Origin of the sequence: Vibrio sp. HB236076, assembly GCF_040957575.1 — a bacterium.
In the GTDB taxonomy this organism is placed as follows: Bacteria; Pseudomonadota; Gammaproteobacteria; order Enterobacterales; family Vibrionaceae; genus Vibrio.
Genome location: NZ_CP162601.1, coordinates 1,189,217 through 1,210,421, shown reverse-complemented (window position 1 = coordinate 1,210,421; position 21,205 = coordinate 1,189,217). Strand labels below are relative to the sequence as shown.

Annotated in this window: 16 protein-coding genes; 9 read left to right on the top strand and 7 right to left on the bottom strand. The window is 44.7% G+C overall.

Annotation, left to right across the window (positions count from 1 at the left end; genetic code table 11):
* The 6 genes from nirB to narL all read left to right on the top strand — a co-directional run bounded on the left by nirB (position 1) and on the right by narL (position 9,017).
* On the top strand, positions 1 to 2,535 hold the full coding sequence (nirB, locus tag AB0763_RS05405) for a nitrite reductase large subunit NirB (protein WP_306101264.1): 2,535 nt from the start codon (positions 1 to 3) through the stop codon (positions 2,533 to 2,535).
* A 78-nt stretch (positions 2,536 to 2,613) separates the two neighbouring features.
* Positions 2,614 to 2,958 carry a nitrite reductase small subunit NirD gene (gene nirD, locus AB0763_RS05400; RefSeq protein ID WP_306101265.1) on the top strand — a complete coding sequence of 115 codons (345 nt, stop codon included), beginning with the start codon at positions 2,614 to 2,616 and terminating at the stop codon, positions 2,956 to 2,958.
* A 70-nt stretch (positions 2,959 to 3,028) separates the two neighbouring features.
* Positions 3,029 to 4,495 (top strand): NarK family nitrate/nitrite MFS transporter, encoded by a 1,467-nt coding sequence (locus AB0763_RS05395; RefSeq protein ID WP_306101266.1) that lies wholly within the window; start codon positions 3,029 to 3,031, stop codon positions 4,493 to 4,495.
* Between the two features lie 249 nt (positions 4,496 to 4,744).
* Positions 4,745 to 6,475, top strand: a complete 1,731-nt coding sequence (locus AB0763_RS05390) for a bifunctional protein-serine/threonine kinase/phosphatase (RefSeq protein ID WP_306101267.1) — start codon at positions 4,745 to 4,747, stop codon at positions 6,473 to 6,475.
* A 56-nt stretch (positions 6,476 to 6,531) separates the two neighbouring features.
* On the top strand, positions 6,532 to 8,322 hold the full coding sequence (locus AB0763_RS05385) for a type IV pili methyl-accepting chemotaxis transducer N-terminal domain-containing protein (protein ID WP_306101268.1): 1,791 nt from the start codon (positions 6,532 to 6,534) through the stop codon (positions 8,320 to 8,322).
* 50 nt (positions 8,323 to 8,372) lie between these two features.
* Complete coding sequence (narL, locus tag AB0763_RS05380) at positions 8,373 to 9,017, top strand: two-component system response regulator NarL (protein WP_306101269.1); 645 nt, start codon at positions 8,373 to 8,375, stop codon at positions 9,015 to 9,017.
* 67 nt (positions 9,018 to 9,084) lie between these two features.
* On the opposite strand, the gene mtgA is transcribed toward narL, so the two are convergent.
* The 3 genes from mtgA to AB0763_RS05365 all read right to left on the bottom strand — a co-directional run bounded on the left by mtgA (position 9,085) and on the right by AB0763_RS05365 (position 13,286).
* Positions 9,085 to 9,762 (bottom strand): monofunctional biosynthetic peptidoglycan transglycosylase, encoded by a 678-nt coding sequence (gene mtgA, locus AB0763_RS05375; protein WP_306101542.1) that lies wholly within the window; start codon positions 9,760 to 9,762, stop codon positions 9,085 to 9,087.
* Between the two features lie 445 nt (positions 9,763 to 10,207).
* Entirely contained in the window at positions 10,208 to 11,086 is an 879-nt protein-coding gene (locus tag AB0763_RS05370) for an NAD(P)-dependent oxidoreductase (RefSeq protein ID WP_306101270.1), read from the bottom strand.
* Positions 11,087 to 11,327: 241 nt separating this feature from the next.
* Positions 11,328 to 13,286, bottom strand: a complete 1,959-nt coding sequence (locus AB0763_RS05365) for a polysaccharide lyase family 7 protein (protein WP_306101271.1) — start codon at positions 13,284 to 13,286, stop codon at positions 11,328 to 11,330.
* A 501-nt stretch (positions 13,287 to 13,787) separates the two neighbouring features.
* On the opposite strand from AB0763_RS05365, the gene AB0763_RS05360 reads away from it, so the two are divergent.
* The 3 genes from AB0763_RS05360 (at position 13,788) to AB0763_RS05350 (ending at position 17,883) form a co-directional block, all read left to right on the top strand.
* Positions 13,788 to 15,590 (top strand): hypothetical protein, encoded by a 1,803-nt coding sequence (locus AB0763_RS05360; protein WP_306101272.1) that lies wholly within the window; start codon positions 13,788 to 13,790, stop codon positions 15,588 to 15,590.
* A gap of 348 nt (positions 15,591 to 15,938) precedes the next feature.
* The gene (locus AB0763_RS05355; RefSeq protein ID WP_306101273.1) at positions 15,939 to 16,700 is read left to right on the top strand and encodes an oligogalacturonate-specific porin KdgM family protein; all 762 of its coding nucleotides are present in this window, start codon (positions 15,939 to 15,941) and stop codon (positions 16,698 to 16,700) included.
* Positions 16,701 to 16,851: 151 nt separating this feature from the next.
* Entirely contained in the window at positions 16,852 to 17,883 is a 1,032-nt protein-coding gene (locus AB0763_RS05350) for a polysaccharide lyase family 7 protein (protein ID WP_306101274.1), read from the top strand.
* Positions 17,884 to 18,012: 129 nt separating this feature from the next.
* On the opposite strand, the gene AB0763_RS05345 is transcribed toward AB0763_RS05350, so the two are convergent.
* The 4 genes from AB0763_RS05345 to AB0763_RS05330 form a co-directional block, all read right to left on the bottom strand.
* Complete coding sequence (locus AB0763_RS05345) at positions 18,013 to 18,351, bottom strand: zinc ribbon domain-containing protein YjdM (protein WP_306101275.1); 339 nt, start codon at positions 18,349 to 18,351, stop codon at positions 18,013 to 18,015.
* A gap of 233 nt (positions 18,352 to 18,584) precedes the next feature.
* Complete coding sequence (locus AB0763_RS05340; RefSeq protein ID WP_306101276.1) at positions 18,585 to 19,481, bottom strand: DMT family transporter; 897 nt, start codon at positions 19,479 to 19,481, stop codon at positions 18,585 to 18,587.
* Positions 19,482 to 19,585: 104 nt separating this feature from the next.
* Complete coding sequence (locus AB0763_RS05335; protein WP_306101277.1) at positions 19,586 to 20,314, bottom strand: AraC family transcriptional regulator; 729 nt, start codon at positions 20,312 to 20,314, stop codon at positions 19,586 to 19,588.
* Between the two features lie 160 nt (positions 20,315 to 20,474).
* Positions 20,475 to 21,119, bottom strand: a complete 645-nt coding sequence (locus AB0763_RS05330; RefSeq protein WP_306101278.1) for a DsbA family oxidoreductase — start codon at positions 21,117 to 21,119, stop codon at positions 20,475 to 20,477.
* Between the last annotated feature and the right edge of the window lie 86 nt (positions 21,120 to 21,205).

Below are 21,205 nucleotides of genomic sequence, written 5' to 3'. Positions count from 1 at the left end.
ATGAGCAAGCAAAAAATCATCGTCGTTGGCAATGGCATGGTCGGCCATCGTTTTATCGATACTCTGATTCAAAATGGCCATGACGACTTAGACATACTGACCTTTTCTGAAGAGCCAAGACTAGCGTACGACCGAGTACAATTAACTTCATACTATACTGGCAACAGCGCCGACGATTTGGCTATGACCAGCGCAGCCTATTACGACCAACATCACATCCGTTATTTGATCAATGAAAAAGTGCTCGCCATTGATACCGAAAGCAAAATCATTACGACCAGTGAGAATCAAACACTAAACTACGACAAATTGGTTCTCGCCACGGGCTCCTACCCTTTTGTTCCCCCGATCCCTGGAAACGATCAAGAACACTGCCACGTCTACCGCACCATTGAAGATCTCGATGCCATCGAAGCGTCGAGTAAAGAAAGTAAGATAGGCGTCGTGATTGGTGGTGGCTTGTTGGGCTTAGAAGCGGCTAATGCGATTCGCAACCTAGGTTTAGAAACCCATGTTGTCGAGTTTGCGCCGCGCCTGATGGCCGTTCAATTAGACCAAGATGGCGGTGACTTGCTGCGCCGAAAAATCGAGGCGCTAGGCGTAAACGTGCACACAGAAAAAGCCACCTCAAACATTGTCGCCGGCGAACAAGCACGCTACACAATGAATTTTGCCGATGGGACGTCTCTAGAAACCGACATGATCGTTTTTTCAGCCGGGATCAGGCCTCAAGATGAGTTAGCACGTCAAGCGCAACTCACCATTGGTGAGCGCGGGGGGATTGTGATTAATGATTATTGCCAAACCAGCGATGAAGACATCTACGCCATTGGCGAATGTGCACTGTGGAACAATCAAATTTTTGGCTTAGTCGCCCCTGGCTACCAGATGGCCAAAGTCGCAGCCTTGCATCTATTAGGTAAAGATGAGCTAACCTTTGCCGGCGCGGACATGAGCACGAAACTCAAACTACTCGGGGTCGACGTCGCAAGTATAGGCGAAGTACACGGTAAAACTGACAATGCGTTATCTTACACCTATAAAGATGACATTGATCAAGTGTACAAACGGTTGATTGTCTCAGAAGACAAAAAGAAAGTTGTCGGTGCCGTATTGGTCGGTGATGTTGAAGCGTATGGCAACTTACTGCAAATACGCCAAAATGACTTGCCATTGCCCGCCTCGCCATCCACTTTAATTCTCAATAATGTGGCAGAAGAAGGCGGCGGTATTGGCGTTGATAGCCTGCCAGATACCGCGGTGATTTGTTCGTGTTTTGACGTCACAAAAGGGGGCATCAAAGAAGCGGTCAGCGCTGGGTGTACCTCAATGGCAGCGCTAAAAGAATGCACGAATGCCTCAACCGGTTGCGGTGGCTGCAGTGCCCTAGCCAAACAGGTTCTTGACAATGAGCTCGAAAAGCTGGGCGTTGAAGTGAACAATAACTTGTGCGAACACTTCGCGTATTCACGTCAAGAAATGAGCGACCTGATCCGCGTCAATAAGTTAACAACTTTTGATCAAGTTCTAGAGCAATACGGTGACGGTGTCGGCTGTGAAATCTGTAAACCGGCCGTCGCGTCTATCCTTGCCTCTTACTGGAATGATTACATTCTCAAAAAAGAGCACCTAGAGCTACAAGATACTAATGACATCTTTTTAGGCAACATGCAAAAAGACGGTACTTACTCTGTGGTACCTCGCGTTCCTGGTGGTGAAATCACTCCAGATAAATTGATCGTTATTGGTGAAGTCGCTCGCGATTATGGCCTTTATACCAAAGTCACTGGTGGTCAGCGCATTGATATGTTTGGCGCACAGCTCAACGATTTACCCGCCATATGGAAACGATTAATTGACGCTGGTATGGAAACCGGTCACGCATACGGCAAATCGTTGCGTACGGTTAAATCATGCGTTGGCAGCACTTGGTGTCGGTACGGCGTTGATGACAGCGTTGGCTTTGCTATTGAACTTGAACACCGATACAAAGGGCTTCGATCACCGCATAAACTCAAATTTGGCGTGTCTGGCTGTACTCGTGAATGCGCCGAAGCGCAATCAAAAGACATTGGTGTGATTGCCACAGATAAGGGTTGGAACCTCTACATTTGCGGTAATGGTGGAATGAGGCCGCGGCACGCCGATCTGTTCGCTTCTGACTTAGACAATGCAACTTTAGTGAAGTACGTCGACCGTTTATTGATGTTTTATATCCGCACTGCCGATCGCTTACAACGGACTTCAGTCTGGCTAGAGAATCTAGAAGGTGGCATCGAGTATTTACGCGATGTGATTATTAATGACTCACTTGGTCTAGCCGCAGAATTAGAACAGGCGATGGACGAGACATTAGGTCAATACCAATGTGAATGGAAAACAACGCTTCAATCGCCTGAAAAGCTCAAACACTTCCAGCATTTCATTAACAGTTCAGAACGCGACAGCAATTTGTCCTTTAAGACCATTCGCGAACAAAAGTTCCCAGCCAACCCAAAAGATGAATTGGTTATTGATGTCTTAAGTGTTGAATAACAAATACATTGGCGGCCGACATTCGATTGTTGAGCCGCCGTTCGCCAGCCGAAATGAAAAAATTAAAGGAGATTCCCCATGACTCATTGGACGACCATTTGCAACAGTGACGATATTTGCCCAAATACCGGAGTGTGTGCCAAAGTCGGCGATCACCAAGTAGCCATTTTTTTCAGTCAACGAACCAATAGCTACCATGCCATTTCTAACTTCGACCCTATCGGCAATGCCAGTGTCTTGTCACGCGGTATTATTGGCTCGATTGGCGATCAGCTCTGTGTTGCTTCGCCTTTGTACAAACAACATTTTAGCTTGACGACGGGCCAATGCCTTGAACAGCCCAATGTGGTGATTCCTGTTTTTGACGTCAAAATCGAACAAGGAAAGATCCACGTAGCAATACCGCAAGAAGTCTATGCATAACCTTTGTCTTCCGTTGACGTAACCGCGAGCAACGGAAGTAGATACATCAGATCATCACGGACCGTGTATTATGGATAATAAATTTTCTCTGTTTTCTTTTAGCGGAAAAATGAAGGTGCTGCACCTGAGTTGGATCGCTTTTTTCATCACCTTCGTCGTTTGGTTTAATTTTGCGCCTTTACTGCAAATGGTCAAAACCTCTCTTGGCTTAACGACTGAAGAAATCAAAACGTTATTGATCTTAAACGTCGCACTGACCATTCCAGCCAGAGTCCTAATCGGTATGTTTACCGACCGGTTTGGCCCACGTATTGTTTACTCTGCGCTATTAGCCATTTGTTCATTACCTTGCTTTATGTTTGCCTTTGCAGACAGCTTTACCCAAATGGCCATTGCACGATTTTTACTTGGCTTTATTGGCGCAGGATTCGTGATCGGTATTCGCTTAGTCTCAGAGTGGTTCCCTCATCACCAACTTGGTACAGCAGAGGGGATTTACGGTGGCTGGGGTAACTTTGGCTCAGCCGCAGCAGCCTTTACTCTCCCAACCATCGCAGTGTTATTTGGTGGTGACGATGGTTGGCGCTATGCCAGTGCCTTAACAGGACTCATGAGTTTGGCGTTTGCGTTTGTGTTTTACTTTAATGTCACCGATACCCCAAAAGGGGCGACCTATTTTAGACCTAAACACTTAACGGCTATGGAAGTGACATCAAAAGGTGACTTGTTCTTTTTATTGTTGATGAAAATCCCCATGTACGCTGTACTCGCTTTGCTGGCTTGGAAGCTGTCACCAAGTGGCATCGGCATGTTAGACACTTGGGTTGTGAACGCCATTTATACTGGCTTAGTTGTTTTGTACGTCATCGATGCAGGCCAAGTGTGGAAAGTCAACAAATCTATCTTTACCACGCCCGTTGAACCCATTCATCAGTATAAATTTAAACAAGTCGCGGTGCTTAATGTACTGTATTTCGCCACTTTTGGCTCAGAGTTGGCTGTGGTCTCCATGTTGCCGCTGTTTTTCTCGGACACCTTTGAACTGTCTCCGGTCGTGGCCGGTATGGTGGCTTCGGCCTATGCGTTTATGAACTTAATGTCGCGCCCTGGTGGAGGACTGATCTCAGATAAGTTTGGTCGCAAACCGACCTTGCTGATTTTAACCGCCGGTCTGGCCGTGGGTTACTTCTTAATGGGTCATGTAGATGGGACTTGGCCAGTTTGGCTTGCAGTCGCTGCGGCCATGGCGTGTTCTTTCTTCGTTCAAGCAGGTGAGGGGGCCGTTTTTGCCACTGTACCGCTTATCAAACGCCGTATGACTGGCCAAATAGCCGGCATGACCGGAGCGTATGGCAATGTTGGAGCCGTGACTTACTTAACGGTCTTGTCTTTTGTCGATTACCAAACCTTCTTTTATGTCATTGCGGCCACGGCTGTGGTCGGGTTTATTGCTTTGGCCTTTATGGAGGAACCCTCTGGAAAAATTGCCGAAGTCAACGACGATGGCAGTGTCACCTTAATTGATGTCTCCCATTAAACCGCGCCCACTTTACGCACTGCGTCACCATGCGTGCAGGGGTGATGACTAAATAGAAAATTTTGATAGGGCTTACTAGGTAGGCCCTGTTTTTTATATTATGCTAGCACTTAACGGATCTCCGTACGCCATCGGATTGTTGGCTTAATGATCCCAAGCCTTAACACCCGATATCGGCTTATCGAACGACTTAACGTTGTGACCCAACAACTCAATTGATTACAATCGCGACGTTGCGCAAGGAATGCAATGAAAACACAAGCTTTTCACTGTCAGATGGAATTTGGCAGCCTCACTCAAACCGGTGTCAAAGATCAAAACCAAGATGCCATCATTATCAAACTGCCTAAAACGCGTTCAGATTGGGAGTTTAAAGGCGCGGTATTCTGTATTGCCGATGGCATCAGTAGCAGCGAGCACGGTCAACAAGCCAGCCACGTTAGCACAACACAGTTTGTCAATGATTACTACTCAACGCCCAACACCTGGGACATCACTCACTCGGTCCGTAAAGTCTTATCTAGCCTCAATCAATGGCTGTACGCTCAAGGACGCCAACAGCTCAACCACAACGGCATGATCACGACGTTTTCATCGCTGATCATTCAATCCAATACCGCACACCTCTTTCACGTTGGCGACTGTCGCGTTTATTTGATCAGGCAAAATACCATGACTCAATTAACTCGCGATCACAGCCGCAAAGTGTTTGGCCAAAAAACCCAACTCACCCGCGCCTTAGGTATGGATGAGCACCTAGAGCTTGACTATCAAAGCTTGGTACTGCGCCAAGGTGATAAATTACTCATGACCACAGATGGACTCCACCAATGCTTTGAGCCTCAACAACTGCTCGATAGCCTCAATAACTCAAATACCTGCCAAGAGCAGTGCGAACAATTGACACAACAGGTTAGTCAAATTGGCAGCGATGATAATTTCAGCGCCATTATCATCGAGATCAAATCACTGGCGAAAAACGGTCTGCTCGAGCATCAAAGTGAATTTCACAGCAAAACTATTCCACCGGCTTTGTCCACAGGCCAATATCTTGATCACTTTTATATCGAAGAGATCCTTCATCAAGGACGGCGTAGCCATGTTTACTTGGCCAAAGACACTCACAACGACCAGTTGCGTGTGATAAAAACCCTCTCGCTATACGATGAAGATACCTTTGATGCAATTACTCAATTTGCCAATGAGAACTGGATAGGTCAACAGCTTGATAACCGACGCTTAATGTCCATTTACCCTAGCCCTGTTGAGTCTGAGTTTATGTATCAAGTCTGTGAGTATGTGCCAGGCTGCACCTTGAGACAATGGATGATCGACAACCCTCAAGCGGAGTTACATCAAGTCAGGATACTTTTAAACAACCTTATTCAGGCCTTGCGAAGTTTACAGCGTGCCCATATCGTTCATCGCGATCTCAAACCGGAAAACATCATGGTGCTCAATAACCTCGACATCAAGATCATTGACTTTGGGGCAGCGGGAATCATTGAAACGCAGCCACAAAGCCGAGGCCAATTCAGTATTCCACTTGGCGACGTTCAATACGCCGCCCCAGAATACATTGATACTTGCTATGCCAATACCCAATCGGATCTCTTCTCTGTCGCGGTCATAGGCTACGAATTACTCACTCATCAATGGCCGTTTGGCGAAAAGAATCAACAGAATATCGCCAAATCTCGGCATCAAAAATGGCAGTATCAAAGCCTGCAGTTGCAACGGCCAGATCTGCCGATTTGGCTAGATTACGTCTTTGAAAAGGCGACGCACCCTAACCCGCAGCACCGCTACCAAGTCCTTGGGGAATTTATCCAAGACCTAGCCACGCCGAATCCAACCTTGATTAAAAAGCATCATCGCAATCCCCTAATCAAGAAAAATCCGGTCCTATTTTGGAAGTCGGTCGCCATGATTGCCCTTGCCGTATCGGTATTTGAAGCTCTATTACTCCTCAATCCTTGAAGCAAGAAAAGGCAGCGAAAATCGATCATCAACGCCAATAACCCGTGAGAGCGACTATGTTAAATACCCTTTGGAACACATTGACTAAATCGATTGTTATGCGGATCACCGCTTTGTTGATCAGTGTTTTTTTAATGGCGTTTATCAGTATTTTTTCATCGATTTATATGTCGCAAGTGAGTGAATACGACGGTAAAGCGATTAACTTATCCGGCTCTTTGCGAATGATGAGCTATCGCATCACGACCCAAGTCGTCGCTGTACAACAACATGACTCGATACAAAACCGTTCGAAAGTCAAAGCGCTGATCGACAACTTCGAACAAAAATTTCAAGACCCCGTACTCAAAAGAGACTTTCAACGCTTTGGCGACCACAGTTTAGCCGGAGATTATGACAAAGTGCATCAAGATTGGTACCAAAGTATCAAACCTACTCTCACCCACGCAGGCCAGGGTTTTGACTTAAATCTGTTTCTGCCGATCCTCGAATCCTTCGTAAACGACGTGGATACCTTAGTATACGGTTATCAAAGCGTTCTTGAGCACAAGCTGGCACAATTAAAATGGATTCAATCTGCCACGTTAAGTGCTACTTTTGTCTTAATTGTCTTATCGATACTGACCATTCATCGCTACATTGCTCGCCCATTAAAAAATCTCACTACGGTCGCAGAGGCCTCTTCGAGAGGAGATTGGTCAATGCGCAGCGATTTAAACAGTCAAGATGAATTAGGGCTATTGGCAAATACGTTGAACAAAGCCAATCAAAGCATTCAAACCATTCACGATGACCAAGAAAAGACCATTCAAATAAAAACCGAGGCACTAAGACAAAACAACGAGATTCTCACTTTTTTGTATCAAATTGCCCAACAAGTCAGCGACTCTCATCAGAACCAATTAAATTATCAAAAAATCCTCGATGAATTACGCTCGGTCAGTCAAACTGATTTCCTTGAGTTAAACTTAACCTCTGAAGACAGTGAAGAGGCTTACCTCAGCGTCATGTCACCGCGCGATGTCTCATCACCTAAAGCGCATGAAAAACGCTTTAGCATATCTCGCGATGAGCACCATTATGGGCACATAGTTGTCCACTATCGTCAGGCGTTAGACACTTGGCAAAACAACCTTATTTTTGCCATTTGCGATCAATTCGCCATGGCTTTTCACCTGAGTAACAATCTCAACCAACAACGTCGAATTGCTTTATTACGAGAGCGCTCCATCATCGCTCGCGAGTTGCACGACTCTTTAGCGCAGTCCTTGTCCTATTTAAAAATTCAGGTAACTCGCATTGAAAAAGTGATGACAACGCTGCCACTCACACCGGAGTTAACGGATCCCGTCAGCGAGCTGAAAGAAGGGTTAATTTCAGCCTACCAACAACTGCGCCAGTTACTGACCACGTTTCGCTTACAAATCGATGAGCACGGGCTAGAACAAGCACTAAAAAACACCATCAAGATGGTCAGTGAAAGGCATGACTTTGACATAGACTACGATTATCGCTGCCGCCATATTCCCTTAGAGCCATACGAAGAGATCCACCTGTTACAAATCGCTAAAGAAGCCCTGCAAAATGCCATTAGCCATTCCGGTGGTGATCACATTGTGATTCAACTTAAACAGGTTGAGCAGCAAGACCTACAATTGCTCATTCAAGACAACGGTTTGGGGATCACCAACAGCGAGCAAAAACTCAATCATTACGGCACGGAAATCATGCAAGAGCGATGTCGTTCACTCAATGGCAAATTGGTGAGGCAAAATCGTCACAGCGGCGGAACAGAGGTGATATTGACCTTTAAACCGGCTTATCTCAAAGAAAAACTTGATGCCTAACACGCAAATAGGCATGATTAAATAACTACATAATTGACAAGGATAGTCAAATGAAATCAAAAGCCACTGTCATGATCGTTGATGATCACCCTTTGTTTCGCAAAGGGTTAACACAACTTTTAGCCCTTGAAGATGACTTAGACGTGGTCGCTGAATTTAACAATGGCCTCGAGGCCATCGACTTTGCTCACCACACTGAGCCTGACTTAATTATTCTTGACCTCAACATGCCAGACATCGATGGTTTGATGACCACCAAAAAATTGCGACAACAAGGCACTGCCTCGCGAATCGTGTTGTTGACGGTCTCTGATCACGAAGACGACTTATTGACCGCGATTGAATACGGCGCGGATGGGTATTTACTCAAAGATATGGAACCTGAAGACATTGTCGAGAACATCAAACAAGCGGTATTAGGTAAGCTGGCACTCACCGATAGATTAACCCAGGTATTGGCGAAAACTTGGCAACAACCCAAGAAAAAAAATACCGCTTCGATTGACAGTTTAACCAATCGCGAATACGAAATTTTGACCTTACTCGGCAAAGGCATGAGCAATAAACTGATCGGTCAACGCCTCTCTATTAGTGATTCCACGGTCAAAGTTCACGTTCGCCATGTACTCAAAAAACTCGATTTGCGCTCGCGTTTAGAGGCGGCGCTTTGGTTAGTTGAACACCAAAAGCATTGACACACACCAGTATACTTAGACAGTCAGGGTCACTTCCCGCCTTGGTCACATTAACGTTAACACCTAATTAAAAGGATACTGCACCTAAGTTACGCATCTGCCTAAGCACCCATTGAGTGCGCTGATAAACATATTGACTCATCGGCGTCGGCTTCATGCGGTAAGGGTTAGGTAACACCACGGCAAGCTGCGCCGCTTGACGCCGGCTAAGAGAATGGGCAGAGCGAGAAAAATAGTGTTGACTGGCCGCTTCGACACCATAAATGCCCGGGCCAAATTCAATCACGTTTAAATAGACTTCCATAATGCGCTCTTTGCCCCAAATGAGCTCAAGTAACAAAGCAATATACAGTTCATAAGCTTTGCGAAGATAAGAATGACTGGGAAACAAAAAAACGTTTTTGGCCGTTTGTTGGGTGATGGTACTCGCCCCTCGTTGTGGGCCAGAATCACCACTTTCTTTTATCACTGAAAGAAGTGAGTGAACATCAACTCCCCAATGCGACAAAAAGGTTTGGTCCTCAGAGGCAATAACGGCAAGGGGTAAATTAGACGAAATTTCATCCAAAGATCGCCATTGATGTAAGCGGGTGTCTGGGTACCCCGATGGTGGAAATAAAGTACGGTTAATTTGCCAACCCCAAATCGGTGGGTTGACATATTTAAACACACAGGACAACACCACTGGAGTGATGAGTAGCAACACAATGATCCGCAGTAACCAAGATTTTAACCGCGAAAATATGCCCAATTTTTTGTTGTTAGCCACGATGTTTTTTGTTCCTCATCACTTGGATATTTGACTTTACTCGCGTGTGCTCCTTCACGATGGCCGTCACTCGTTAAACACCGTGAATAATACCTCTTAGGGACGAGTACTATACGTTTTTGTCTTGTAATCATACCAATCCGATTAAATAGATGGTCAATTAGCTTGAGAACCCGGTAATCTCTTTTTCATCAATACAAGCATCGCCGTTGTTATTCGACCAGTGATTTTATAACGACGTTATCGAGTTTTTACCCGCTAGAGTAACACGCTATTGAATTAGCTTGGTATCACAACCCATGTTTAATAACCCAGAGCACAGGATACCAGTATTTGACAAAGAGTACGAAACGACAAGAAAGAAAAAAGCAACCAACGAACGTTGGCTGCTAAACAGGAAGGCGTGAATATAGGATAAAAACTACTTAGATAATTTTAAAAAGTAATCGTAAATCTCTGGCACGTTACCGTTGCCCATTCCCTCATCGAACGCCGCTTGCAAATTCGCCGAAGTGCCTTCAGCAATTTGAGCACGGGTATCTAAATCTTTGACCATTTCCAAAAAGTAGCCTAAATCTTTATTGGCATTGGCGATAGAAAAACCAAGGTCACTAACGCCATCCACGGCGTAATTTTTACAAAAATGCATAAATGGTGAGTTAGAAGGCCCTGTTGACATAATGTCAAACAATTGCTGACGGTCAACACCGGCTTTTTCTGCCACAGCAAAAGCTTGAGACATGGCACAAACAGTCGTCATGCCCATAAAGTTGTTGATGAGTTTTGTTGTATGTCCTGCTCCGAGAGCGCCAAGGTTAAAGACATTTTCACCCAACACCTCTAGTACAGGCTTCACTTTTTCAAAAGTATCGGCATCGCCTGAAGCCATAATATTCAACAAACCATCTTTTGCATGAGCAGGCGTACGACCCAGGGGTGCATCGATCATACCCGCACCTTTAGCGGCTAAGTCAGCGCCAATTTTACGCGTTGAAGCAGGAATGGATGTACCAAAGTCAATCAGTACCGCACCTTCTTTAATACCCGCTAAGATACCATCTTCGGCATAAACCAGCTTTTCAACGATCGTTGACGTGGTCAAACACAGCATCACAATATCACTTTGTTCCGCTAACTCTTTCGCAGAGCTTGCTGATTTACCACCACGAGCAAGGACTTTATCCACTGCTTCTTGGTTTAAATCCATTACGATAGGTTGAAAGTCATTTTTTTGTAGACACTCAACCATGTTGCCGCCCATTAGGCCCAAACCAATAAATCCAATCACGGGTTTAGTCATACCGAACTCCTAAAGTAATATTGTATGATTTAATTTACAGATACAATATCGCTACCCGTTAAGGAGATCAACCTCTGTGTCAGTTTAAAAGCTATTTTTGAGGCATAGAGCAAAAAAATATTCGCTGTTAAACGAATTTCATCGTCATAACAACCAAAACCCGTTATTCATTTTACTTTAACGATGAAACAAAACATGCGCTCAATGAGCGCATGTTGATCATAACTAAAAGCAACAAGAATTACTGATACTGATCGTGGGTTTTGTGAATGCGATAGAAGGTTGCTTGAACATAATCATCGGGATCACCTGAAATGTTCTGGTTGTACACGCCCGCTTTAAAGTACATATACTTGCCACCAACATCATAACCACTGTCACTCATATCAACGACTTGAACCGCGTCTGGCTTGCCTTCTCTCATAACCGTGACCGTCATGGTATTGCCCTTCACGGCGATTCGATATGAAAACTTCTCACCCAGTGCAATACCATCGGTGGTTTCACCCGTCATGTCCCCTACCAGCGGGTAGAAATGGTCGGTGCCTTTGAGGGTATTCTCATGAGCAAAATAAACGGTTCCCGTGTCTCGGTTTGGCAATTTGCGGTAGTAAAGGCGAATTGGCTCATCATCTTGGTCGTGGATCTGACCAATAATAAAGCGACCAACTTCACCCAGTTCACCTGTGGTTGTCGTATGATCAATTTTTAACGTCGCCTCTAATACCCCATCGACACCACCAGCGGCTTTTTGATCTTCAATCGGCGCAGAACTAAATACCCAGTTGTTTTTGTTCACGCCCTTGGTCGAGATGGACTTGTCCCCAGCCCTGAGCATTTCTCGCATTTCAGTTCGAGCGTATTTGGTGTTTTTCGATGTCCTAACCCCTTTGATATAACTTTTGAACACTAAGCCGCCATCATCGGCAGTGTAGAAAATTTCTGGATGTTGATAACCATTGGCCAAATCCCATTCATAAACATTATCTGGTTTACCATCGTTGTCGTGGTCAAAGGGTTGAGAAAGGTACCAGGTCGTCAAATCAAAATTTTGCCCAGGCGTATTACCGGCTTTTGGTGTCGCCGGGATCGTGGGCACTTTGAGCGGTACATCCCACTGACAAGCGCTATCACAAGGTTTAGCAACTTTCACACCAAAATTGCCAGAACGAAGTGCTTTCATTTTATCGGCATTGCTCTTACCTTGATCCGATTTGGCCATTTTGGCTGCGGCGGCTTTTTCAGCAGCAATCACGTCATCAGTGATAATATGGTTGTCCGGACAACTGTTAATCGCACAGTTTAGGGCAGCAAACTCAGTGACACTGTTCCAAGCGTTTTTGCTATTACCTTGACCCACCACTCGTACATAGCGCGCTTCAACGGCATCAAAACTAAAACGCTCATACCCGTTAACTTGACCAGAGCTCATCGCCCCTTCGAGTACGGTTTGCCACTGTTGGCCATCCGTACTCACTTGAATATCAAATTTTGTTTGACGCTGATTACCTTTGTGAAACGCGAGTCTCACCGCATCAAACGTGTGTACACTGCCATAATCGTACGTTGCTGACTCACCAAGGCCATTCGCAGACCAACGAGTGGTGATATCATGATCGAACAAACGCTCAGGGCCATTGCCATCGTGGGTACTTGCCGTGATCTCAACTGGCTCTAAAATATCTTGCCTAGGCAATTCTTGATTGGAGCAATAGTCAACCTGGCAATTAACGCCGACAAACTCCGTGACGCTATTCCATGCGTTTTTACTGTTGCCTTGACCGATGTACTTGATGTATCTAGCGGTGACTTCAGGAAAATCGAACCGTTCTAATCCCAACGATTTGCCCGTGCTTTGTGCATCATTCAGTACCGTTTGCCATTGTTGACCATCGTTGCTGACTTGGATTGAAAACTTAGTCGTGCGCTGATCGCCTTTGTGAAAAGCCAGTTTAACCGCGTCAAACGCAACCGCTTTACCGTAATCAAAGGTGACGCTCTCACCTTGACCATTTGCGGACCAGCGAGTGGTTAAATTGTTGTCTATCAAGCGCTCTGGGCCATTTCCATCGTGACTTGAAGCGGCAAGCTTAACCGGACTCGGAGTGACAATGGTACGTCCATCGTCGTTCGATGCGCACCCGGCAAGTACAAATAACACGGAAGCGGCAATGATGTTCTTCTTTATTCTTTGTTTCATGATTTACCCTTTACTTATTATCAGATCGGCATTGCGTTGCAAGCGTCAAATCCGACACTTCAACCCATTCCAAGACCGTTTTGTTGTATCAACATAAATTATTTTGTATTACAAATGAGAGTGACAAATCACAAAACGTGACGAAAAGTGGTATTTTTTTCTATCCAAAACCTGCTTTTTTAATCCAGATCACGCCAAATGAATAAAAATCGCTTCTGCAAACATGTCGAAAATCATCTCTTCACTCATTGAGCTTTTCTCAATACGGCTCCCGAAAAGCCTATAATTTGATAAAAAAGCACTAAAAAGTCGCCTAATTTGTAGCTTGGCTGAGCAACGCCAAAAAAATGACGATTAAAATGTGAGCTATTTAATAGTTTAACGTTTTATCTATCAACAGATGTGAAGCGGATCATCATATCTATTATCAATGTTTGTTTGTTGAACTATATTTGTATAACAATACTACTAATCCAATACGGTAAATAAAGGGAAGTCACAATGATTAGAATAACAAAAACCGCTGCCGCCATTGCTTTATCAATCGGTACGCTTACTGCTTGTAATACGGATTTAAGAGATTCAGACAACTCAGGCAGCTCATCTTCATCGGGCTCGTCTACCGCTAGTGCCTTATCCGCTGGTTACTGGGAATTAAGCGCGGACGCTTCTGGTACCAGTATTCAAGCCTTTGCAACCACAGACGATCTTCCCAATGTTTATGTTTTTGATGGCACCACGCAAAAGTACTACAACGACGACGACAACTTTGGTACTTATACCATTTATACGAGTACGTTTACTGAAGATGAAGACGCGGGAACAATCACCTTTAATTACTACTCTGACAGCTCCGATTTGACCAATGTGACTGAACTTTCTGGTAATTATTCAGTGACTGACGGTGCGCTCACCATCACAGATACCAATGCCGGCGACTTCACAGGAACAGACAATGCCGACAATACTGACGTCACTGATGCTATCACCGCGGCAAACGCCGAGGCAGGACTGAACAATTATGTTTTAATCCATGACACCAATAATGCCGGAGCAGAAGAAGACACAGGCGAGCTGCGCATTCGCTTGTCTGACTCTACCGATGTCGACTCAATTGCTTCTGGACGCTTAACCCTTGATGTCATTTATCAAGAAGACGAAGACACGACAGAAGAAGACGATGGCAGCAGTAACAACGCCTACATTTCACTGTATGCCAGTTCAACGTCAACATCGTCATTACATGGCGAGGTCATTTTTAACGATGGTCAAATTCGCTATCGAGATTCAAATGGGACACTCACAGATACAGAAGGGACATTTGAAAATGGCGATACTTTATCGGTAGAAGTGTCTTGGGAAGCGGAAGCTTTTTCATTTTCAGTCAATGGCGTGACGTATGGTGATAACCTTCCGGTTGCCGATGGCAGTGATGTGACTGTCATCGCATTAAGGCTGGGCGATAATGCTGGGACAACCAATTTTGAAGTCCTCGGCGATAACATCACAATTTATTCCAGTGACAGCGGTACAGAAACCAGCGTATTGGAAGAAGATTTTGACAGCTATGCCAATGGTCTTGATCTTTCTACCGTATATAACAGCAGTAGCAATGAAGCGACCGTGTTCACGGATGGCGAAAGCTCAGACAGCACCGACAGCAGTGAGGTAACGGACAACTTTGATGCCTATACCGTTGGCGACCAAATAGACAGTGCTAACGCTTTATACACGGTGTCAGGAGTGGATGGTGAGACGACCCTGGCCAATATTGATGATACCCAATCTGAGTCTGCAGATAACTCCCTCTATTTGTATGATAATAGCGCCGAAACCAAACCCGTTGTCGCGCGCAGTTTTACCAATGGGGCTGCAGAGAGTGGCTCAGTATCAACGTCAGTGTATATTCCGGCAGAGGGTTATGAAAAATCAAGTTACCTCTACTTAGGGACGTCTGAAAGTGGCAGTTCCAGTTCTCGCTTTACCGAAGTCGTCTTTGGCTCTACTGAGGTCAAGTTCAGAAATGAGTCCGGTTCACAAGTGGCTTTAGCCAATTACGCGCAAGACACCTGGGTCGATGTCACCATTGCATGGCAAGCCGATGACTCAGACGGTTATGACATTACGGTAACGGTCGATGGTGTGGAATATACAACATACTCAGATGATTCAGGTACAAGCTTTGATTTAAAAGCAGAAAATGACACTGGAGCACCGAGCTTATTCGCGCTTTATGTCGGTGACAGCTCATCTGTTGGCACATACACTTACTTCGATAATTTAGATTCCGATCTTTTTGACTAATCAGAGTGCTCTCTACTGAGCAATCTGAATGTTTCCCACCCCAACTCAGTCAGCCTGCGGTTGACTGAGTTTTTTATATTTCAATCACTTCGCTATTTCGTTAGCAAAAATTATGCGAGCTACCTCTCAATTTATCTACCATGAAAATAGAGAGAAAGTGATCGCGATCGTGATTTTATTAGTTCATCGAAATAGTCGATTAAAATACTACTAATATCACAGAATAGAATGGCCCAGGAAAGTATATTTGTCATACATTAATGCAATATGACGTTTTAATTGTAACGATAATAAATTTTGAACATCACACCATTCTAATCCTACGATTATAAAGAGCGAGAAATAATTATGAAAGCAGTTACCTCAGTGGCCACCTTCGTTGTTACTACACTTTTAGCCGGCACTGCCGCAGCCGCCACCTTGGATTATCGCGCAGAATACAAACACAAAGACGAAACCTACGCCCACCGTATTAAACTCGGCGACAGCACAAGTTTGTCTGATGATTTGAAATTATCGTTTGGTATCGAACAAAAATTTCATAGTTTCGATAACAGCAAATATTGGGATCAAATTGTCGCGGGTGATTCAGAGTTTGATTGGAGCCTTCGTTACGCTGTTGATAAACAATGGTACATACAGCCAGGTATGCCAATCACTTTTGGTGATGATGATGAAAAAACCACTTACAAACCTCAGGTTCGCGTTGGTTACAAGTCGTCCTTTGGATTGACGACTGCGCTTCGTTACCGTCATGAATTTCAAGTTTACTCTGATGGCGCAGGCAATAAAACACTGACCGATGGTACCAGTGTTAGCGTGGCAGGCAAAACGGTAGAGCAAGGGAAATGGACACTCACCGGCTCTTATCGCTTTAAAGACCAAGAGCTTAAAAAGCTACGCCTCGGCTATGAAATCAACCTCAATCACAACTACGACGATGTCCGCCTTTCAGATGGCGACAAAAACTATGATTGGGATGCAGGTGTCATCGTCGGTTATCAAATGGGTAAATTCCGTCCATACGTTGAGCTGTGGACTGTTGATTACGGTTCAACGTCTGGAGACCGTCAAGCCAGAACTCGCCTCGGTATTAAATACAGCTTTTAATGACAGTTGAACAACGCAAGGCTTAGTGAGAACTAAGCCTTTTTTGTTCTCTCAGATCCGCTTAATGACGGGTGTGATGATCACCAAGATACTCTGACAAATCCTTTTAAACCACACTTTCAATAACAACAAGACTAAAGGAACGAGAAACATGAAAACCCCAACCCTGCTTTCATTCGCTGTACTTTGTAGCCTTTCTGCACCGGTGCTCAGCTCAACAGATACGCGTGCGCCCGGGCAGCAATTTAATATGAACAACTGGAAAATCACCTTGCCACAAGATATCAATAAAGATGGGCGAGTCGATGAAATTGAAGGGGTAGCGATGCTGACCTACTCCAATGATGATTTTTTTCACCTCGATGACCAAGGCCATTTGGTCTTTGAAGTACAAAACCAAGCCATCACTACTAAAAACTCGAAAAACGCGCGTTCAGAGCTCAGACAAATGGCTCGCGGAGCCGACTTTTCAATTGGCACTCATGACGCGAAAAACAACTGGGCGTTAAGTAGCCACCCGCAAGCAGACACATTCAGCGCCATTGGCGGAACGCTTGAGGCGACATTAAAAGTGAATCATGTATCATTACATGCAAAATACCCTGAAAAGTACCCCGCATTTTCGGTGGTTGTTGGGCAAATTCACGCCGAAAAAGATAAACAACAAATCAAAGATAAATCTGGTTTCGGTCATGGTAATGAACCATTAAAGATTTTCTACAAAAAGTTTCCGGGCCATAATACTGGCTCAGTATTTTGGAACTACGAAAGAAATCTTGCGAAAAATGACCCGAATCGAATGGATATCGCCTACCCTGTCTGGGGCAATACATGGGAAAACCCCAACGATCCCGGTAATCAGGGTGTAGCACTTGGTGAGTCTTTTAGTTATAAAGTCGATGTCAAAGGTTCAATAATGCACCTGACATTCACCTCTGATAAACACAAAACGGTGACATACGAGATTGACTTAAGTAAAGGCGTTGATGATAAAGATTATCCACAGGGCTATGCAAAAGATGCTTTCTATTTCAAAGCTGGGGCTTACGGGCAATGCAGTGTCAGTGAAACACATCCCGTTTGGGGACCTGGCTGTCAAGGCACTGGCGATTTTACCGTCGATAAAGCCAACGGTGATTACAACAGTGTGACTTTTTCTCAGCTAAAATTAAATGGCCAATAACATTAATCTCATCAACGTCACCTTCTAATAAGACCGAAACAAGTTTCGAATAAACCATAAAAAAGGGTAAGCACTTGGCTCACCCTTTTTTCTTTGGAGGTTCACATCCCCTCAAATGATAATCCGAGCTTATGCCTTTTTCACAAAAGCCGCGGTCACCATCATTTCACCAACGCCATCGAGTTTACAATCTAGTTGATGATCTTTGCCTTCAACGATTCTTCTGATCAGGCCTTTGGTGCCAATTTTTAATACCTGTGAACTGCCTTTGACTTTTAAGTCTTTACTGAGGGTGATTTTATCCCCTTCAGCCAATAACGTGCCATTGGCATCTTTGACGGTAAATCCTTCCTCTTCACTGTCGATCTGATTTGGATTCCATTCATGGCCACACTCTGGACACAGTAATAAATCTTGATCGGGATAAACATATTCAGACTGACACGCAGGACATGGAGGCAATGACATAATACTCTCAAAATAAATCAATATAAAATATAAGGGTATTATAAAACAAAAAAGTCATGCTGTGTTGACTTTATAAAGCAGTTTGCACCTCTCTCATTCAGTGAGTGAGCAATAACAACAAGCGCTTCGTATTAAGAAATTTCCGATAAAAAGACGTAAACCATAATAATTCTATGATCTTTCACGCGGTTATCAGCATGGTTTGCCCACTAACCCCTCTTCGATTTAGTGAGTTAATCACTCATCGTTGATTTCTGACGAGACTGAACTAGTATGCACAAAATGACCATGACTACGCCTAATGTCCCTCTTATCCCTAAATGCTCACCTACGATACAAACCGCCAAAACCGCTGCGATTACTGGCTCTAATAAGGTTATCAAAGTAACTTGACTGGCAGGCATGACCGACAACCCTTGACCAAACAACACATAACCAACAAACATGGGGATCACGCCAAGATAAATCAGCACGCCAACGGTTTGCCACTGTATCGATAACCCTTCCCCGGTGAACCACAAGGTCGGGAGTAAAAGAAAAGCCGCGACCAAGAACATACTGGCCATAGCCGATGATGAAGAAATTTGAGCGTCCATCAAGCGTTTTCCAGCCTTGGTGTAACCGGCGTAACTCAACCCAGCAACAAGTGCTAACCCGACACCGAAGGCATTGCTACTTTGAGCGTCAAGTTGCTGCGAAGACGGCACACACAATAAGAAAACACCCGCTCCGCCGAGCAAAAATGCCCCCCACCAGCGACGAGATATAACCTGTTTGCTGATGACATAGTCCAACACGGCTGAAAAGAAGGGCGCACTCGCAATTGAAATGACAGTACCAATAGCGACTCCAGACAGCCTCATCGACAAATAAAAAGCCAATGGGTAAGTAAATACACACAATGCGCCAATGAGAACCGTCTTGTTGTGTTGTCGCAAACGACTTTTATCGGCAGATATACTGCGTCGCGAACGGTAGGCCAATAACACCCCACCGAGAGACATTGTCATGGCGCCAATCGCTAATGCATTAACTTGAGGCAAAAAACTGGCAGCGGTACCGGTGGTGCCCCAGAGTAAACTCGCCACCACAAGGCAAAGTATTCCCTGATAATATTTCTTTTTTTCCATTGATGATGACACTCTATATCACAAGAAAGAGAGTCTTATTTTATGGGAATACAGGGCACAGAAATGTGCTGTTCGGACGCTTTTTTCGGGCTAACAGACCCTTTTTACTTTTGAGCTCTCTTGCCGATAAAATGACTGGGGGTCATAGCCGTTATCGCTTGAAAACGGCGAGTAAAGGCACTGGAGTCGCAATACCCCACCAGATTGGCAACGACATGGATCGGATAATCAGTATGACGAAGTAATGCACACGCTTTGTTTATTCGGGTATGAGCAATATATTGCGCTACTGTGTGCCCAGTTTGGGCTTTAAAACGCTTTTTAAACTGCGTAGTACTTAGGTGAGCGACACTGGCTAACACCTCGATATTGATAGGCTCAGCCAAGTGCTGTTCGATGTAATCGATCGAGGTTTGTATTCGTTCGTCACTTTGGCATAAAAGCGGCTGTTGCTCCAAAAGTTGGTAGAATAGAGCCAACATTGAAACGGCCACTTGATCGCCAAGCTGACTTTCAAGTTGATGTTCGACAAACGGCAAGTAATGCTCTAAAGCCTGACTGATCTTTATCACAGGCTTTGGCAAAGCCAACAAATGTTTGGGTAAACGCTTAAGATCAGCAACCAAAAACTTGGCTTGAGTTTGGGCACGAAACAGATGTAAGACACCTAATTCAATCACCACACACTGCCCTGGCTTAACCTTGCCTTGATAACCTGGTAACTCAATGTCAATCACCCCACTAAGTGGTAATACTAATTGATAAAAGTCATGGCTATGACCCTGTTGATTGAGGGAATACGAGCGTATCGATAGGCTTTCTTTTACTGGCACAGTGAAATCCTCAACGGCGTTAGCAGGTAGTCAAAATAACTCATTTTTATCGACCAATACGACTGGCGCAACCTTTTATTCAATAGCCGTGATCAATTCACATCAACCACGGCATCCGAATCGACACGTCAATAGGACCTATCAACAATGACTAAAGATGTTATGATTCAGACAATTCAGATAAAATTTGCTTAAACGTTTCAACAGGATGCGCCCCTGAAATAGCACTTTCACGATTAAAGACCACCGTCGGTACACTGCTGATCCCAGCTTGAGTCCACATTGCTTGCTGCTCTCTAACCTGACGTTTCGCTTCATCACTCGCAAGACACTGTTGAGCAGCGATTCTATCTAGGCCGACGCTTTCCACTTCATCGAGCAACACCGAATGCAAAGACACGTCTTTTTGTTCACTAAAAAAAGCACTAAACAAGCGCAATTTCAATTCGGTTTGCTTACCGCGGCTTTTCGCGTAGTCAAGCAGGATATGAGCATCAAACGTATTCACCATTTTCATTTCATCAAAATAGTTAAACTCAAAGCCATATTCTGCGCCACGTTGGCGGATTTCCTCACGCGCTTTTTGACTGTCTTCAACGGAGGCGCCGTATTTTCTGGCCACGTGTGCCCTGAGGTTTTCCCCCTCGGCAGGCATATCCGGGTTGAGTTCAAAAGGTTGCCATTCAATCTCCACTCGTTCTTGTAAACCCAATTCTTCAATGGCGGCTTGCAAATGTTTAAAGCCGACGATACACCATGGGCATACGACATCAGACACGATATCAAGCTTAATTACTGAACTCATTGATTGATCCTTATTGTATAGAGATCCTATCAACCTAACACCACTTGAACGGATGTTCAAGAAAGTAAAAAGAATACTGGGTCAAA

Bases quoted from the DNA above. Each gene is read 5' to 3' on its own strand.
- nirB (WP_306101264.1), top strand. From the start codon at position 1: ATGAGCAAGCAAAAAATCATCGTCGTTGGCAATGGCATGGTCGGCCAT.
- nirD (WP_306101265.1), top strand. From the start codon at position 2,614: ATGACTCATTGGACGACCATTTGCAACAGTGACGATATTTGCCCAAAT.
- AB0763_RS05395 (WP_306101266.1), top strand. From the start codon at position 3,029: ATGGATAATAAATTTTCTCTGTTTTCTTTTAGCGGAAAAATGAAGGTG.
- AB0763_RS05390 (WP_306101267.1), top strand. From the start codon at position 4,745: ATGAAAACACAAGCTTTTCACTGTCAGATGGAATTTGGCAGCCTCACT.
- AB0763_RS05385 (WP_306101268.1), top strand. From the start codon at position 6,532: ATGTTAAATACCCTTTGGAACACATTGACTAAATCGATTGTTATGCGG.
- narL (WP_306101269.1), top strand. From the start codon at position 8,373: ATGAAATCAAAAGCCACTGTCATGATCGTTGATGATCACCCTTTGTTT.
- AB0763_RS05370 (WP_306101270.1), bottom strand. From the start codon at position 11,086: ATGACTAAACCCGTGATTGGATTTATTGGTTTGGGCCTAATGGGCGGC.
- AB0763_RS05365 (WP_306101271.1), bottom strand. From the start codon at position 13,286: ATGAAACAAAGAATAAAGAAGAACATCATTGCCGCTTCCGTGTTATTT.
- AB0763_RS05360 (WP_306101272.1), top strand. From the start codon at position 13,788: ATGATTAGAATAACAAAAACCGCTGCCGCCATTGCTTTATCAATCGGT.
- AB0763_RS05355 (WP_306101273.1), top strand. From the start codon at position 15,939: ATGAAAGCAGTTACCTCAGTGGCCACCTTCGTTGTTACTACACTTTTA.
- AB0763_RS05350 (WP_306101274.1), top strand. From the start codon at position 16,852: ATGAAAACCCCAACCCTGCTTTCATTCGCTGTACTTTGTAGCCTTTCT.
- AB0763_RS05345 (WP_306101275.1), bottom strand. From the start codon at position 18,351: ATGTCATTGCCTCCATGTCCTGCGTGTCAGTCTGAATATGTTTATCCC.
- AB0763_RS05340 (WP_306101276.1), bottom strand. From the start codon at position 19,481: ATGGAAAAAAAGAAATATTATCAGGGAATACTTTGCCTTGTGGTGGCG.
- AB0763_RS05330 (WP_306101278.1), bottom strand. From the start codon at position 21,119: ATGAGTTCAGTAATTAAGCTTGATATCGTGTCTGATGTCGTATGCCCA.